The sequence below is a fragment of the Clostridium sp. UBA2485 genome (assembly GCF_002341865.1).
In the GTDB taxonomy this organism is placed as follows: Bacteria; Bacillota; Clostridia; order Clostridiales; family Clostridiaceae; genus Clostridium_J.
Genome location: NZ_DDOV01000014.1, coordinates 1 through 17,099 on the forward strand (window position 1 = coordinate 1; position 17,099 = coordinate 17,099).

General features: G+C 27.4%; 14 protein-coding genes and 2 riboswitches. Of the genes, 1 reads left to right on the top strand and 13 read right to left on the bottom strand.

Annotated features, from left to right (window positions below; genetic code table 11):
- Positions 1-588 precede the first annotated feature (588 nt).
- The 5 genes from mgtE to B3603_RS02005 all read right to left on the bottom strand — a co-directional run bounded on the left by mgtE (position 589) and on the right by B3603_RS02005 (position 4,484).
- Positions 589-1,926 (bottom strand): magnesium transporter, encoded by a 1,338-nt coding sequence (mgtE, locus tag B3603_RS01985; RefSeq protein ID WP_291560092.1) that lies wholly within the window; start codon positions 1,924-1,926, stop codon positions 589-591.
- Between the two features lie 205 nt (positions 1,927-2,131).
- Positions 2,132-2,297, bottom strand: a riboswitch (M-box (ykoK) riboswitch).
- Positions 2,298-2,370: 73 nt separating this feature from the next.
- Positions 2,371-3,309: a GNAT family N-acetyltransferase gene (locus B3603_RS01990; protein ID WP_291560095.1), complete on the bottom strand. Its 939-nt coding sequence runs from the start codon at positions 3,307-3,309 to the stop codon at positions 2,371-2,373.
- A gap of 15 nt (positions 3,310-3,324) precedes the next feature.
- The gene (locus tag B3603_RS01995; RefSeq protein ID WP_414632360.1) at positions 3,325-3,696 is read right to left on the bottom strand and encodes a hypothetical protein; all 372 of its coding nucleotides are present in this window, start codon (positions 3,694-3,696) and stop codon (positions 3,325-3,327) included.
- Between the two features lie 108 nt (positions 3,697-3,804).
- Complete coding sequence (locus B3603_RS02000) at positions 3,805-4,089, bottom strand: hypothetical protein (protein WP_291560097.1); 285 nt, start codon at positions 4,087-4,089, stop codon at positions 3,805-3,807.
- 2 nt (positions 4,090-4,091) lie between these two features.
- A complete protein-coding gene (locus tag B3603_RS02005) occupies positions 4,092-4,484 on the bottom strand; it encodes an MFS transporter (protein ID WP_291560099.1) in 393 nt (130 codons plus the stop codon).
- Between the two features lie 499 nt (positions 4,485-4,983).
- Here B3603_RS02005 and B3603_RS02010 point away from each other — a divergent pair, with 499 nt between their 5' ends.
- A complete protein-coding gene (locus B3603_RS02010; protein WP_291560101.1) occupies positions 4,984-6,180 on the top strand; it encodes a class I SAM-dependent methyltransferase in 1,197 nt (398 codons plus the stop codon).
- Between the two features lie 18 nt (positions 6,181-6,198).
- On the opposite strand, the gene B3603_RS02015 is transcribed toward B3603_RS02010, so the two are convergent.
- The 8 genes from B3603_RS02015 to B3603_RS02050 all read right to left on the bottom strand — a co-directional run bounded on the left by B3603_RS02015 (position 6,199) and on the right by B3603_RS02050 (position 16,720).
- A complete protein-coding gene (locus tag B3603_RS02015) occupies positions 6,199-7,458 on the bottom strand; it encodes a sensor histidine kinase (protein WP_291560103.1) in 1,260 nt (419 codons plus the stop codon).
- Positions 7,459-8,515: 1,057 nt separating this feature from the next.
- The gene (locus B3603_RS02020; RefSeq protein ID WP_291560105.1) at positions 8,516-9,310 is read right to left on the bottom strand and encodes a tRNA threonylcarbamoyladenosine dehydratase; all 795 of its coding nucleotides are present in this window, start codon (positions 9,308-9,310) and stop codon (positions 8,516-8,518) included.
- A 204-nt stretch (positions 9,311-9,514) separates the two neighbouring features.
- Positions 9,515-12,160, bottom strand: a complete 2,646-nt coding sequence (gene mgtA, locus B3603_RS02025) for a magnesium-translocating P-type ATPase (protein WP_291560108.1) — start codon at positions 12,158-12,160, stop codon at positions 9,515-9,517.
- Positions 12,161-12,328: 168 nt separating this feature from the next.
- On the bottom strand, positions 12,329-12,460 hold the full coding sequence (locus tag B3603_RS02030; RefSeq protein WP_291560110.1) for a hypothetical protein: 132 nt from the start codon (positions 12,458-12,460) through the stop codon (positions 12,329-12,331).
- Between the two features lie 75 nt (positions 12,461-12,535).
- Positions 12,536-12,696, bottom strand: a riboswitch (M-box (ykoK) riboswitch).
- A gap of 215 nt (positions 12,697-12,911) precedes the next feature.
- The gene (locus tag B3603_RS02035; RefSeq protein ID WP_291560112.1) at positions 12,912-14,156 is read right to left on the bottom strand and encodes a DUF1015 domain-containing protein; all 1,245 of its coding nucleotides are present in this window, start codon (positions 14,154-14,156) and stop codon (positions 12,912-12,914) included.
- Between the two features lie 29 nt (positions 14,157-14,185).
- On the bottom strand, positions 14,186-15,097 hold the full coding sequence (locus B3603_RS02040; protein ID WP_291560114.1) for a D-2-hydroxyacid dehydrogenase: 912 nt from the start codon (positions 15,095-15,097) through the stop codon (positions 14,186-14,188).
- A gap of 158 nt (positions 15,098-15,255) precedes the next feature.
- Positions 15,256-16,332: a pyridoxal-phosphate-dependent aminotransferase family protein gene (locus B3603_RS02045; protein ID WP_291560117.1), complete on the bottom strand. Its 1,077-nt coding sequence runs from the start codon at positions 16,330-16,332 to the stop codon at positions 15,256-15,258.
- 202 nt (positions 16,333-16,534) lie between these two features.
- On the bottom strand, positions 16,535-16,720 hold the full coding sequence (locus B3603_RS02050) for a hypothetical protein (RefSeq protein WP_291560118.1): 186 nt from the start codon (positions 16,718-16,720) through the stop codon (positions 16,535-16,537).
- Positions 16,721-17,099: the final 379 nt, after the last annotated feature.

Genomic DNA, 17,099 nt, shown 5'->3' on the forward strand with positions numbered 1-17,099 from the left:
TAGTAATTTTTACCGTCGTTTTTCGACTGCTTACTTAGTTTATCACTTATTTTTTTGCTTGTCAACAACTTTTTTAATTTAATTTAAAAAGCTAATTGAACAGCTTGTCACTATCGAGTCTGTGTCGTAGCGACAAGGAATATATTATCATAAAGTATACTACACATTTATGCTTTATATCTTATAATTCACTATTAAATTTAACATTCTCTATTTTTCTTTATATTTCTAGCTTTTTTTTATAATGATACACCTGGGGTAGTTTTATTTTATTTGTTCTTCATTTATCATTTTATCTTATAAAAATCAATAATAAAGCACATATAATTAAAACTTAAATTATAAAATAAAACTTTAAATTTGATTTTATAATTGGTTTATCTTTGATACAGACTTGATATAAAACGATTATTATAATTTCTTGAAATTATAATAATATTACTACTGATAAGAAAATAAATAAGTGAGAAGTAAAGTTTAATAAAATAGATGATTACTATACGAAATGTAGTTAAATAACTACTATAAAGTTTATAACAAATTTACATGTATAGAAAAAAGGATTGGTTTATCTAACCAATCCTTTTTCTATATTCCCAAAAACATCGCTGCCATTCCAAAGTATATTATTAACGCTAAAGCATCCACAATAGTAGTTATTAACGGACTAGCCATTATAGCTGGGTCTAGTTTTAACTTTTTAGCAACTATAGGAAGGACACATCCCACTACTTTTGCTATTACTACTGTAAAAAATAGAGTTATGCATACTGTTACTGCTACATAGAAATCTACTTTTTCTAAAAAGTATACTCTTAAAAAATTTACTCCTGATAGTACAATACCTACAATAACACTAACTCTTAGTTCTTTCCATAACACTTTAAATACATCACTTAATTCAATTTCACCTAAGGCTAATCCTCTTATAACAAGAGTTGACGCCTGTGATCCTGCATTTCCACCTGTATCCATTAGCATTGGTATAAATGCTGCTAATATAACTACTGATTGTAATACTTCATCATATCTTTTAATTATATTTCCTGTAAATGTAGCTGATATCATAAGAACTAACAGCCATACTATTCTATTCTTAGCTAAATTAAATACACTAGTTTTTAGATATTCTTCTTCTGAAGGCCCCATCGCAGCCATCTTTTGAAAATCCTCTGTGTTTTCTTGTTCTATAATATCTACTATATCATCTATAGTTATAATACCTACTAATCTATTCTCATTATCTACTACTGGCATTGCTAAAAAGTCATATTTTTTAAATAAATCCGCTACTGCTTCTTGGTCATCTAATGTATGAGTGCAAATAACATTATCATCCATTATATTTTTAATGATTTCATTATCATCATTTAATATTAAATCTCTAATAGATAATACACCTTCTAATTTTCTCTTTTCATTAGTTACATAGCAGGTATCTATTGTTTCCTTGTTTAGCCCTGTTCTTTTAATATGATCAACAGCTTCCTTTACTGTCATTTCTTTTCTAAGTCTCACATACTCTATAGTCATTATGCTACCTGCAGAATTATCTGGGTAATTTAAAAAGGTGTTAATTAATCTTCTTTTACCTTCTTTAGTGTTTTTAAGAACCTTCTTAACAACATTTGCAGGTAATTCTTCTAGTATATCTACAGTATCGTCTAAAAATAATTTATCAACTATATGACTAAGCTCATCATCTGTTATAGCTTCTATAATATATTGTACATCTTCGGTAGACATATAAGAAAATACTTCAGTAGCTATGTCTTTTGGTAAAATCCTAAATATAATTAGCATTTTATCTCTATCTACTTCTTCTAAAAATTGAGCAATATCTACTGATTTTTCCTCAATTAATAAGTTTCTTGCATCAACAAATTTGCTTGCTTTAATCAAATCTAATACTTTTTTGAATTCCATATGCAATACCTCCTATTAGGCACTGCTATTCATCTTCTTTGTGACTACATGAATAGCAGTGAATATTAATTTTTTCAAAATACTATAACTCCCGCCATCTTCCATGACAGCCACCTCCAAAATCAAAATTAAAAATCTCTTTACTCCACGAGTAAAGAGATTAGAACACTCAAATTAAAAGCTCCAATAAAGTGCTATTAACACAAAGCACACTCAACTCGTTGAGTTTTAGCTCTGTAAGACGTAGAGAATTTCTCAGCCACATTAGATAAAACCTTAATTCGATAGTATCTGCTAACCCATTGGTGTCTCTGGACATTTCTGGGCAGTGGCATATTTTCATACAGTAACCTCACCTAACAAGATTTATTAAGTTTTTAGTGAATTATATCATCACCATATTTATAATACTACTATACTCTACAAAAGTAAACCCAATACTCATTATTTTATGTTTCTATAAAACACAACATGATCTTGCCATTTACCATTTATATATAAATATTCTTTGCTAATACCTAGTTCTTGAAATCCACAGCTTTTTAATACTCTTTGTGATTTTTCATTAGATACCATTGTACTAGCCTCTATTCTATGAAGCTCTAATTCTTCATAAGCATAATCTATTGCAAGTTTTACTGCTTCTTTCATGTATCCTTTTCCTTGCTCATTCTCATCTATAGAGTATCCAATAAATGCATTTCTAAACACACCCATAACAATATTATTTATCTTAATTCTACCTATAAACTTTCCTTCTTTATAAATTCCAAAATGTACAGCTTGCCCCTTTATAAATTGTTTATAACTTTCAATTAAACTTGTAGATTGCTCTTCCAAAGTATAAAAACTTTCATCTCTTAAAGGTTCAAAAGGGGTAAGATATTCTCTGTTTTTAACATAATAATTTAATATTTCCTCTGAATCTTCTGGAGTTAAGGCCTTTAAGTATATGTTTTTCCCATGTAAAATTAATTCTTTTTCTATATAGTTTCTTTCATAACTATTTTCATTTATACCAAATAAAAGTTCATGCTCTAACTTTGACTTATGTATTATATTGTCTGATATAATTCCCTCAAGATCAAATCCTAAACTAGTAAAGGCATTTAAGTTAATATCTTCTCCACAAAGTACATTAACCTTATTTACTTTGTTATTCTTAAATAATATATTTAAAATAAGAGTAATAGTATCTTTTAAATAGTCATAACCTTCCTCTTTACTTTTATAAAACTTCAGCCTAAACAAACAACTTCTATTGTCGCTATCTATTTCTATTATATATATTCTTCCTATAGTTATACCTAAACTATCTCTTATTATGTAATCTCTTCTACTTCCATTTGCTAAATTTAAACTAACCCATTTTCCTTTATTCATTATAAAATCCCTACCTTAAGCTAAAGTTTTTTTAGTATCTTTATAAATTAATGACACAAAGATTATAGATATTAGTAAACTCATAGGTATTATATAAAAAGCTAAATTTGAACTAATTAAATCGTTAAGTTTAGCTATAATATTATTTAGTACCATATTTATAATGCTTGCTGCAGTAATTATAACCCCTGTAATATATATTGCATCGTCCTTAAAAGTCTTACTTATAGTAATAACTACAGTAGGATAAGCTATAGAAAAAAATAACCCTGATATACAAACTAAAACTATGGCATTACTACCTATTATTATCCCTGATACATATAAAATAAGTCCTATAAATAAAGACATCATTACTGAATTTAAGTATCCCCTTTTTTCTACCACAAAGCCACCTAATAATCTTCCTACAGTAAGTGTAGCAAAAAATATTGATAAATATGTAGAACTTTGTTTATAGCTAAAGCTATAGCTTTCTTGTATAAAATTTACTAACTAATTTGATGTACCACTCTCTGCAAAACAATAAAAACCTAACGCAAGTATATAAAAATAAACCATCTTATTTCTAAAAATCCGTAATAGATTTACTTTATTATTCTCTTTCTTTATATGTGCCTGTGGTACTTTAACGAATATAAATACCATAAAAGCAATTGTGAAAAGTATAGCTATAACTAAATAAATACTTCTCCAATTTACTTCATTTTCTAATAAGCTACCAGTCGTATATTGTCCTACTGCTGAATCTAATCCATAACAAAAATGAGTGACATTCATTATTATTGCTTAAAACTCATGGCAACAATAGGCACAAGAGTATTAATGCTGATACTAAGTAGACCTATTCCAACATTTAATAAAAACATACATATTAGAAGCATAATATAACTTGATATCTGTGAAAATAAAAATAAAGTAATAGTACATATCCCTAACCCTAATAAGAATACTTTTTTCTGACCTATTTTTTCACAAAGTAATCCGCCTATATATGTAAAAGAAATATATCCTATATATCCAATGGTAATCATATATCCTATGCTGGAATTATCTATTGAAAAATCTTCTTTAAATGCAGGAATTAAAACACCCTTTATATTATCTGATATAGCTATTAAAATCATGGTTATAAACATAAAAATTACTATCATCAAGCTATTTCTTTTTTTCAAATAAATCTTCCCCCTCAAATAATAATTATATAGTATAATTATTACTTATTGAATACTTCAATAGATTTGTAACATTATATTTTTAAAATTTAATATTGAATAAAATATATATAGATAAACTACATAAAAAGTCAATGTATAACTAATATCTACGCCATTAATATTTTAATTCAAGCTTAAAATAATGCATAATTGTGGTTGAAATTTACTTAAAAAACATAGATTTTTAACTGTTTTCTAATAAAAGCTTATTATTTTTATTAGCATATGAAAGTAAATTCAATTAGCTTTGTAAATTAATCAGTTTAAAAANNAATTGTCCATTGTCAATCGTCAATTCTCAATTTTATATTAATGTAAACTTAAATAATTTAATAACACAATTCTATGAATGTATAGATTAAACTTAAAAGTGGTACATCTATAATATACTTTATTCTTTTAGAAAATAAAGGATTCTGATATACTTATAATAAAAATAAGCGAGAGGTTTGATAACATGAATAAGGCTAATATTAATAAATTAAAACTCTTTTTAATGGGATTAGAAAATAGATTTGAGGAAAATAAGGCGATTTTCAAACATATAACAATTAATTATGCTGCTGGTTTAAAAGACTTTAAAGGTATAGCAAATTTTGAAGATGATAAATTAAATTATAACTTTAATGGAATAACAAAAGCTTTAACTATATCTGAACTATTTAATGAAGTGATAAAACAAGCTGAAAATTATGACTCTATATCTTTGACCTATAGCGAACGAGGAGAAGTCATTTTAATAACTGCTGATAATAAAAATGTAACTATGAAAACTGTGGATGTAGAAGATGAAGAGCCCCTTTCTACACCTAATATTTCTAATAAAAAAGGTTTAAATTTCCAAGGCAATACTTCTACAATATTAAATAGAGATTATTATATAAAAGTAGGAAAAGCTGATTCACTTCTTAAAGAAATTGGAATAATGAGTAAAGAAGGTAAAATTAAGAATGATAAAATAAGAAAATATAATCAAATAGATCACTATGTAGAGCTTTTAGAGGGTATATTAGATGATTTGCCTAAAAATACTACTATAAATATATTAGATTGCGGTTGTGGTAAATCTTATTTATCTTTTGTACTTAACTACTATTTAACAGAAGTAAAAAAAAGAAAATGTCATTTTATAGGTTTGGACTATTCTGAAGGGGTTATTGAAAGTTCTAAAAAAATGGCACAAAACTTAGGATATAGAAATATGGAGTTTCATGCTATAGATATAAAAAACTATACACCAGATAAAAAAATTCATGTAGTTATATCTCTTCATGCTTGTGATACTGCAACAGATATGGCATTAGCATTAGGAATAAAGGTAGATTCAGATATAATAATAGCAGTTCCATGCTGTCATAGAGAAATGTTAGATCAATATAGTTTTGAGCCCTTTAAATCTATATTAAAACATGGAGTATTTAAAGCAAGAATGGCAGATATATTAACTGATGGAATGAGAAGTTTAATGCTTGAAGCAAAAGGTTATGATGTTTCTGTAGTAGAATATATATCGCCATTAGAAACTCCTAAAAATTTAATGATAAGAGCTATAAAGAAAAGAGAAGAGAATCCTAAGGCAATGGACGAATATATGACGCTATTATCAAATCTTAATGTATACCCTGCATTGTATAATTTTTTAAATGAATGGTAGAAAAAAGCATGATTTTTATCATGCTTTTTTATTTTTTATTATTAATTTAAAAACAGTATAATTATCTTCTAAGTATATCTGAGCATTTCCGCCTGTACCCTCTACAATTCTTTTTACATTATAAAGGCCATATCCTCGCCCTTTTCCTCCTTTAGTAGAAAAACCTCTTTCAAATATTTTCTCTACATTTTCAGGTTGTACTGTTATTCCACTATTTCTAACTTCAATTATACTATTATCTTCTTCTTCGTATATCTCTACTTCGATTAATTGATCCTCTTGACTCGCAACTGCTTCAAAAGCATTATCAATTAAATTACTCAGTATCTCTGACATCTGAAAATCTTCTAATGGCATATTGTCTAGTGAACTTGTTATGCAATAGGAAAATCCAATGTTTTTCTTTTTTGCCTCTTGAAATTTACTATATATAATTGCTCTAATTATAGTATTATCTATGTATATTATTTTTTCTATATCCATCATAGAATTACTTAATTTTCCTATATAAGCTTTTATCTTATCTTTAACTTCTCTCTCATCACTGACCTGTGCTAATCCATTAATAATATTTAAATGATTCCTAAAGTCATGCTGCCGTTGTCTTATCTCTTCTGTTAGACTTTTTAATATATTATTATATTGTTCTTGTGCCTTAGCATTATTCTTTTGTTTTTCAATTTTAGTAACATAAGAATACATTAATATATTAAATATGAATATTGATGATATAAGAAAAATTATTTTAACCATATTTTTTAAAATTATATTTTCATTAAAATTCCATATTATTTTTAAAATTAATATATAGCTTAATAAGTTGATTACAAAAAAACCTACTGCTTTTTTATCTATATTTTCTATGTAGTAGATTTTATTCTTTAAAACAACGTTACACATTATATATGTAAACACAAAAATGCTTAACTGAATTATTAAATTATAGCCATAGGTATTATTATAAGTTCCAATTAAAAATTTAAAAATACTTACACCTATTAATTGAAGTATTATATTTAAGGATAAAACTATTAAGAATTCTATACATGTTTTAATAATATTCTTTTTATGGACATATGAAATTAAAAGCAGTATAACTAATTGGCTTAAAATCACTTCAACATATATATTAAAGTTAATTAGTGACATAACTAATGTTCCTATAGCTATTATGAGAGTGTTCTTAAGCAAATAATTTCTTAGTCCTAGTTTCCTCCATAATATTAGCATACAAATTCCTTCAATAAAGCTAACTATAAACTCCTTAAGTATCTCCATTTGCTTATCCCCTTTTAATTAGCAGAGCTTATTAACCCCTAAGCCTTTCAACTACTAATTCCTTAAATTTATATCCCATATACGCTTTATCTTTATAATTATGAAAAGTTACACTATAAGATTCTGATGAGGCTTGCTCTAGTTTAACAACAAATCTAAGTTACAATATGAAATTTATGCTATTATATATCTATTAGCTAAAAAACCTCCTTTAAAGTTAAACCCTTTATTTTATACTTTTTTCTTGTTGAATATATAATACATACCCTAAAATCTACCCTAAAATATTATTTAACAAATATATTTTTAATGTATTTTATTGCTTTAAATCAATTGTAGATTTACAATTTTAATATTATATGAAAAACCCACCTCATCAATTAAAAGATAACTCCACAGAAATAAATTCTTTTAAGAGATATCTAAGTTATAATTTTTTTATTTATTTTATATTATACAAACATATCAAAATTAAAGTTTCTATTGAAGAAAAACTATTAACCCTTTTTTAAACCTAAGATTTAAATTATTTATATTTATTACCTTAGTAAAAATGTTATTATTTATTATTAATATATTCGAAATCCCAAAACCACATTGCTGTAATACCATCTTTCAAAATTCCATCCTCAGCTATAACAATATTATTATGTAAAATCACTTAAATATTTCCATACCTTAATTCTATTATAGAAAAGGTATTTTTTCAATTTTTTTCAAGTACTGTTTTAATTTGTTTGAAATAAACATCTTGCTACTAAAACGTTTTTATTTTCTAAAAGCCCCAGTTTTACTAGCTATTTGTTATTTATTAAATAATACAAATAATGTATTATTTCGTCTAATTAATTTGATATAAATGTTAAAAAAACTATATTTATTACATTAAATTCAAAAATATATCATTATGCATAAATTATTTACCATAATAAATATTTATTAGATTTTATACATAACAAAATACAGATTAACTATACTTTATAATCTGTGTTTCTATTTATCTATAGGAAAGAAAATAACTAGCATACTGACTAGTTATTTTGTAAAATATTTCAAATTATAATTTTAATACTTTCTTACTGTCTTCTATTCTAAGAACTTCTTCTATTAAATCATTTATAACTTCCCCACCTATTATCATTCCCGCAACTGGTGGTACAAAAGATATGCTTCCTGGTATTTGTCGTTTTGCAGTACATTTTTTAGAACCACCAGTACATACACAACCTGTTTTGCAAGTTATAACATCTTCTGTTTTAGGTTTTCTTGGCATCTCTTCAGAATATAGCACTTTAGCTTTTTTAATTCCTCTTTTTCTAAGCTCATGTCTCATTACTTTGGCTAATGGGCATATCTTTGTATCATATATATCTGCTATTTTAAATTGAGTAGGATCTAGCTTATTACCTGTACCCATAGAACTTAATATTGGTATGCTTTTTTCATCACAATAAACTATTAAAGCTATTTTAGATGATACTGTATCTATAGCATCTACTACATAATCTACATCATCTGTAATTATCTCTTGAATATTATCTTTAGTTACAAAGGTTTGATGAGTTATAACATTACATTTAGGATTTATTTCAAGAACTCTATTTTTCATAGTTTCTACTTTGCTTTTTCCTATAGTTTTATAGGTTGCATGTATTTGTCTATTTATATTAGTTAAACATATTTCATCATCATCTATTAATATAAGTGTTCCTACACCGCTTCTTGCTAATGCTTCTGTAGTAAAGCTTCCAACTCCACCTATTCCAAATATTACAACTTTACTTTCTTTTAACTTATCTAATGAAGCTTTTCCAATTAAAAGCTCTGTTCTTGACAGTGAATGTTGAGCCACAAAATCACTCCTTTATTTTTTTCTTATAAACATATTAAATAATAATTCTTTTCAATTGAATTATCAAGAGAAATGTTATTAATCAAATATATTCTTATATTTGATTCTCATATTATTAATTGTAATATACAGGTATCTATATGCTACTAAAAAACTCAAACATTCATTATAGAATGTTTGAGCTCTTTAATATAATTATTTTAATTATAACCATCTATTAAATTTTTTAATATACATAGTTTTTACTATTTGAGTTAGTATACAATAGGATAAAAGAATTCCAATAAGCCATGGAAAATAGGATAATGGTAATGCTTGAAGTCCTATTGATGCCCCAAAAGAAGTAAATGGTATAAATATACCTACTACAACTATAACACCTGTTAATAATAAAACTGGAGCTGTTGCTCTACTTTGAATAAATGGTATTTTCTTAGTTCTAATCATATGAACCACTAAAGTTTGTGATAATAGTCCTTCTACAAACCAACCAGATTGGAATAATGCTTGCATTGCTGGAGTATTTGCCTTAAATACAAACCACATTACTAAATAGGTAATTATATCAAATATAGAACTTATTGGTCCTATAAAAATCATAAACCTACTAATATCATCTGCATTCCATTTCCTTGGCTTTCTCAAATATTCTTGATCCATAGTATCCCATGGAATTGATATTTGAGAAATATCATAAAGTAAGTTTTGTACTAAAAGATGAATAGGAAGCATTGGTAAGAATGGTAAAAATGCACTAGCAATTAATACACTAAATACATTCCCAAAGTTTGAGCTTGCAGTCATTTTAATATACTTTATTATATTTCCGAAAACTCTTCTTCCTTCTATTACCCCTTCTTCAAGTACCATTAGATTTTTTTCAAGTAAAATTATATCTGCTGATTCCTTTGCTATATCTACCGCAGTATCTACTGATATACCCACATCAGCCTGACGAAGAGCTGCAGCATCATTGATACCATCGCCCATAAATCCTACAGTATGCCCTTTATTCTGCAATACTTTAATAATTCTTGATTTTTGAAGTGGAGAAAGCTTAGCAAATACATTAGTGTTATCTACTAATTTTGACAATTCTTCATCATTGATTTTTTCTATATCAGAGCCAAGAAGTATATTATCTACTATTAAACCAACTTCTTTACATATCTTTTTCGTTACTGCATCATTATCGCCAGTTAATACTTTTACATTTACTCCATTTTCTTTTAATGCTTTTATTGCCTCTGCTGCTGACTCCTTTGGTGGATCCAAGAATCCTATATATCCCATAAGAACCATATTGCTTTCATCCTTTATACTGAATGTATTTTCATCAGGAATGTCATTTTTTTGTGCAACTGCAATAACTCGCATGCCTTCATCATTTAATTTAGTCACCATATTAAGAACTTTATTTTTTATTTTCTCTGTAAGTTCCACTACTTTTCCATTATATTCTGCAAAAGTACATATTGAAAGCATTTCTTCAACGGCACCCTTTGTTACAAGTTGTCTTTTTCCATCCTTATTTTTTAATACCACTGACATTCTTCTTCTTGAAAAGTCAAATGGGATCTCATCAACTTTCATGTAATTTTTTTCAAGTTCATTAAAACCTTGATCTTTTCCATGTTCTAATATTGCAACATCCATTAAATTACGAAGTCCAGTTTGATAAAAACTATTTAAATAAGCATGTCTCAATACTCTTGTATCTTCTTCTCCATTAATATTTAAATGTCTTTCTACAACTATCTTATCAAGAGTAAGTGTACCTGTTTTATCAGTACATAATACATCCATAGCTCCAAAGTTTTGTATAGCATCGAGTTTTTTTACTACAGTCTTACGCTTAGCCATTGAAACAGCACCCTTAGCAAGATTTGAAGTTACAATCATAGGAAGCATTTCAGGTGTAAGTCCTACTGCAATAGATACTGCAAAAAGAAGTGCTTCTAACCATCTACCTGTGGTTATTCCGTTTATAAAAAATACTATAGGTACCATTATAAGCATAAATTTTATAAGTAATACACTTACACTATTTACACCTTTTTCAAAACTTGTTTTAACTCTTGGTCCTGAAAGTGAGGACGCCATGGAACCAAAGTAGGTATTATCTCCTGTTGCAATTACTACAGCAGTTGCACTTCCACTAATAATATTTGTTCCTAATAAACAAATATTATCAAGCTCAGTTACTCCCAACTCCTTATCCTTTTCTTTTAAATTTGGATATTTTTCAACAGGCTCTGATTCCCCAGTAAGTGATGACTGGCTAATAAATAGGTCTTTACTTGTTATTATTCTTATATCAGCAGGTATCATATCACCTGCAGCAAGATACACTATATCTCCTGGAACAATTTCTACCATATCTATTTCTTTTTTTCCCATACCTTGTCTATGAACTAATGCAGTAGTTTTTACTAATGCTTTTAATTTTTCTGCTGCTTTACTAGATTTAAATTCTTCAGAAAATTTTAATAATCCACTAATTATCACCATTATACTAATGATTATTACTGTTACATAGCTTTTATCTCCTGGTGCAGCAAGAATAACATCAGTTATTAAAGATATAACAGCAAGTGCTAATAATACTATGATAAATGGATTTATAAAAGCTTTAATTAACTCTATAAACCATGGTGTTGGTCTTTCATGCGCTACTTGATTTAGTCCATATTTTTCAACTCTGTCTTCTATATCTTTGTTAGATAGTCCATTAATATCTGTATTAAGTTCTTTATAAATTTCTTCTAAATTCATCTTGCTAAAACTAATAAGTCTGTTTACGGAATTTTCTACTCTCTTTTCTATACTTACATTTCTTTTTTTAATCATAATTCACACCTCCAAATTCTAAAAAAGACAATAAGAAACTAAAGGCTAATAAAAATATTTTTTAAAACCTTTTTAAAATAGTATTTAATTTGAGGCTAATAAATATACGAATTATATTCAATAAAGAAACAGTGAAGATAATAAATTTGATTAACAAAAATGTATATTTTAAGAAGATACATATATGATAGGCTTTATCAAACTCCTGTGAGAAAAAATAGAGTTTGACATTAAATGTCCTTTATTCTTTAAATATATATCATTACCTTCACTGTCCGTACTACTACTGCCAGCCTCCATTCTTTTCACCTCCTGAAAATTCAAAATAAATTAAAAAAACCTCGTCAAAACTTAAACATGACGAAGGCATTATAAACAATACTTTCTCGTCCAAGTTTTGGCTCTGCAAGGCAATGAAATTGCATTAGATTAAGCCTTCTTTGTTCGGCAAAACCTGCTAACCAGTTAAGAATGTTTCCACTCTTTCACGGCAGCAACCCGTATCCTTGTAGTAACCTCACCTACCGAGGTATATTTAATTTTCACTATTATTGTATTCTTATCAATTATATATGTCAACGTTTATTTTATTAAATTACGTTAAGATTATGTTAAGTTACTAATTCATCTAATAAGTTATCTATAACAATTAGCTTTCTTTGGAATTATTATTAATAGTATTTCAATAAAATATATCTCATAAAAAACTCAAACATTCATACAAAATGTTTGAGTCTTTTATAAAATATATTTATTTTAGCTCGTGAACGAATATTCCACTTCTTAGTTTTGGTTCAAACCAAGTTGATTTTGGTGGCATAACTTCTCCTGCATCAGCTATGTTCATAAGTTCAACTATACTTGTAGGGTACATTGAGAATGCTACTTTCATACCATTATCAACTCTTTTTTCAAGTTCTTTAAGTCCTCTTATTCCACCAATAAAATCTATTCTATCACTAGTTCTTGGATCTTCTATACCAAGTAATGGCCTTAATAGATTATTTTGTAATATTGAAACATCTAAACTTGCTACTGGATCTTTCTCATCAAAAGTCTCCTTTTTAGCAGTTAACTTATACCACTTTTTATCTAAGTACATTCCAAAAGTACCTTTTTCTTCTGGTTTATATTGATTACAACAGTTATAAGCCTCCATATCAAACTTTTCAGATACCTTGCTTAAAAACTCCTCTGTAGAAAGATCATTTAAATCTTTTACAACTCTATTATAATCCATAACATATAGATCTTTCGCCGGGAAAATTACAGATAAAAAGAAATTGAATTCCTCTTCTCTAGTATATTGTGGATTTTGCTCTCTTCTTAATTGTCCAACTTTAACAGCTGATGCTGCTCTATGATGACCGTCAGCAATATATAAATATTTAACTTCTTTAAATAAATTTTCTAATTTATCTACAGTATTTTTATCATTTATAACCCATACAATATGAGTTATTCCATCTTCTGAAACAAAATTATATTCCGGCTCTTTTTTAGTCCATTCTATAACAATTTTATCAATTTCAGATACATTCTTATAAGTTAAAAATATTGGACCTGTATTTGCATTACAATAATCAACATGATTAATTCTATCTTGCTCTTTCTCTGCTCTTGTATGCTCATGTTTTTTGATTATATCTTTCATATAATCATCGATAGAAGTGCATCCTACTATACCTGTTTGAACTCTTCCATCCATTATTTGTCTATATATATACATACAAGATTCATTATCTCTTATATATACTTTCTCATCTATCATGTTATAAAGATTTTCTCTAGCCTTTTCATAAACAATCTTATCATATTGATTTATATTTGGTTCTAGGTCTATTTGAGCTTTATCAACATGCAAGAAAGAGTATGGGTTTCCTTTTACCATCTCTCTTGCTTCTTCAGTGTTCATAACATCATAAGGTAGTGCAGCAACTTTATCTACCAACTCTTTTTGTGGTCTTATCCCTTTAAACGGTCTTACTACAGCCATTTTTCGTCCTCCTCTGTATTTTTAGAATATTATTTAAAGAATTCAGTAATAATACTTACTATTTCTTCTCCAATTCTTGTTTGAGCTTCAACAGTTGAAGCACCTATATGTGGTGTAACAGATACCTTAGGGTGATTTACAAGCTCAGTATTTTTAGTTGGTTCTTCCGCAAATACATCTATTCCTGCTGCTTTTATTTTACCACTATTTAAAGCTTCTATTAATGCTGCTTCATCAACAACTCCACCTCTAGCACAATTAATTAAATATGCTCCATCTTTCATCATATCAAATTGAGCCTTACTTATAGTAGCACCTTTATCTTTTGCAAATGGAATGTGTAAAGATAAATAATCCACTTGTGGTAATAATTCTTCTAGAGTAGCATATTCAAATTCATTACATCCTTCGACTTTACCACTTCTATTTGTATATATAACTCTCATTCCTAATGCATTTGCTCTTTTAGCTAATTCTTTAGCAATTCTTCCGAAACCTATCAAACCAAGAGTTTTTCCACTTATCTCAGTTCCTTCATATTTTTTCTTGTCCCATTTTCCTTCTCTCATAGAAACATTAGATATGTTTACAAATCTTGTAATAGCAAACATATGAGCAAGTGCTAACTCTGCTACTGATGCACTACTTGCATTTGGAGTATTAGCAACCTTTATTCCCTTTCCTTCAGCATAAGCCACATCTATATTATCAACACCAACACCACCACGAATTATAAGTTTTAATCTTCCAGCTTCAGCAGCCTTATCTATAATAGGTTGTCTAACTTTTGTTGCACTTCTTACTACTACAACATCAAATTCTTTAAGAACATTTCCTAAATCTTCTGGTTCATAGAACTGTTCTACTACTTCAAATCCTTTGGATTTTAAACTTTCAACACCACTGGCTTCCATACCGTCTGTAACCAATATTCTTATCATAATTATACCCCCAATTTATCTATTTTTTTAATAATTATTTTCAATAATAAAAATAAAAGTATTCAATGATTTATTAGTAACAACTATTCTTTTAATGCCTAATGTAAATTAAGAATGAAAAATCAAACAATTTTTCATTCTTAATCTTCTATTTAAAGTTATTTAAGTCCTAATATTTCATCAATTACTTTTAATAATTCTACTAATTCTTCTGGCTTTGTCTCTGCCATATGTGCTATTCTAAAAGTCTTGTCCTTAAGTTTTCCATAACCATTAGAAATTTGATATCCTCTTTCTCCTAATGCTTTATTTAAAGCAGCTATATCAATATTTCTTGTATTTTTAATATTAGTTAATGTATTTGACATATATGGCTCTTGTGGTAATATTTCAAAATGTTTTGCTGCCCATGCTCTAACTATTTTAGCACCTTCTATATGTCTATTATATCTATTTTCTAAGCCTTCTTTATTTATAATTTTATCTAGTTGATATTCTAATGCAAACATATGTGATAATGATGGAGTTGAAGGATATTGATAATCTTTCTTTTGTATATATTCATACAATCCTAATAAATCTAAATAAATCCCTCTATTCGGAACTTGTTTAGCTCTTTCAATAGCCTTCTTAGAGAATGTACACATTGACATCCCTGGAGGAAGTCCTATAGCTTTTTGAGTTGAAGTTATACAAATATCCACGCCCCATTCGTCAACCTTTAATTCAGTTCCTGCTGCAGAGCTTACTGTATCTAAACAAAATACTACATCTGGATATTTTTTAACTACTTTAGCTATTTCATCAAGTGGATTCATGATACCTGTAGAAGTCTCATTATGAGTTACTGTTATTAAATCATATTTTCCAGTAGCTAGTACTTCATCTATTTGCTCTGGAGTTGTCGCAGTACCCCATTCAACTTCAAATTTATCAGCTGGAACACCATTAGCAACAGCCATATCATGCCATCTGTTACCGAAAGCTCCTACTGAAAATATAGCAGCTCTTTTTGCAGTACATGAACGTACAGCACCTTCCATTAGCCCACTACCTGAAGTTGTTGAAAGTAATATTTCTTCCTTAGTATTAAATATCACTCTCATATAGTCGCTTATAGCTCTTTGAACTCTTGAAGCCTCTTTGCTTCTATGTCCTATCATAGGAGTCGCCATTTTTTCTAGTACATCTGGCGCTACATCTACTGGACCAGGTATAAATAATCTTTTATGCATAACAAACCCTCCATATTCGTATTGGTATAAACCCCTTATTTATAATTTTAAGTTAACCTTAAAAACAATATTATTTTACCATTTATCAGAATATTCATCAAGTTATGAATATAGCAACTTAATATAATTTATTTTATATTGCAAATATTTTTAATTTTTTAATATTTATAATACTATATTTAAGTTCTTAATAAAATATCAATTAATTAATACGTATATTGTCGTAAATGCCATCAAATAAATTTTTGATACAATGGCCTCTAACATAATTTTTGCAATTACTACAACTTTGACTTGACTCTACAAAACTCATCATAGAAAACGTACTTCTTCCTTGATAGCCATGGCAATTTTGTGCAACTCTCATCTTTATTTCACTTGATATCACAGTTGATGCCTCCAATCTTAATTATACTATTTAAAATTAACTTTATAACCTTATTTTCTATTTTAAATGCATTTTTATTCATCTATAAAATATATAAATAGTTATAGTATATAATAAATTTTTTAATTTAAGCTTATAAAATAAAGTAGTTAAAGAAAGATTAGAGGGGTATTTTGTATAAGATAAGAAGACCAAACCCACTAATAGTGACGCTATAAGTAGATTTAGTTGACGAAACATGATACAAAATATACTAATTAGTTTTTTTTGAAAGATACTTTAATATGGTCACTGCTTTTTCCTCTTTAAAATATAAAACTCTTTGGTAGTGTTTTATTTGCCACTACCAAAGAGTTTTATATTTCTATAATTGATTCAG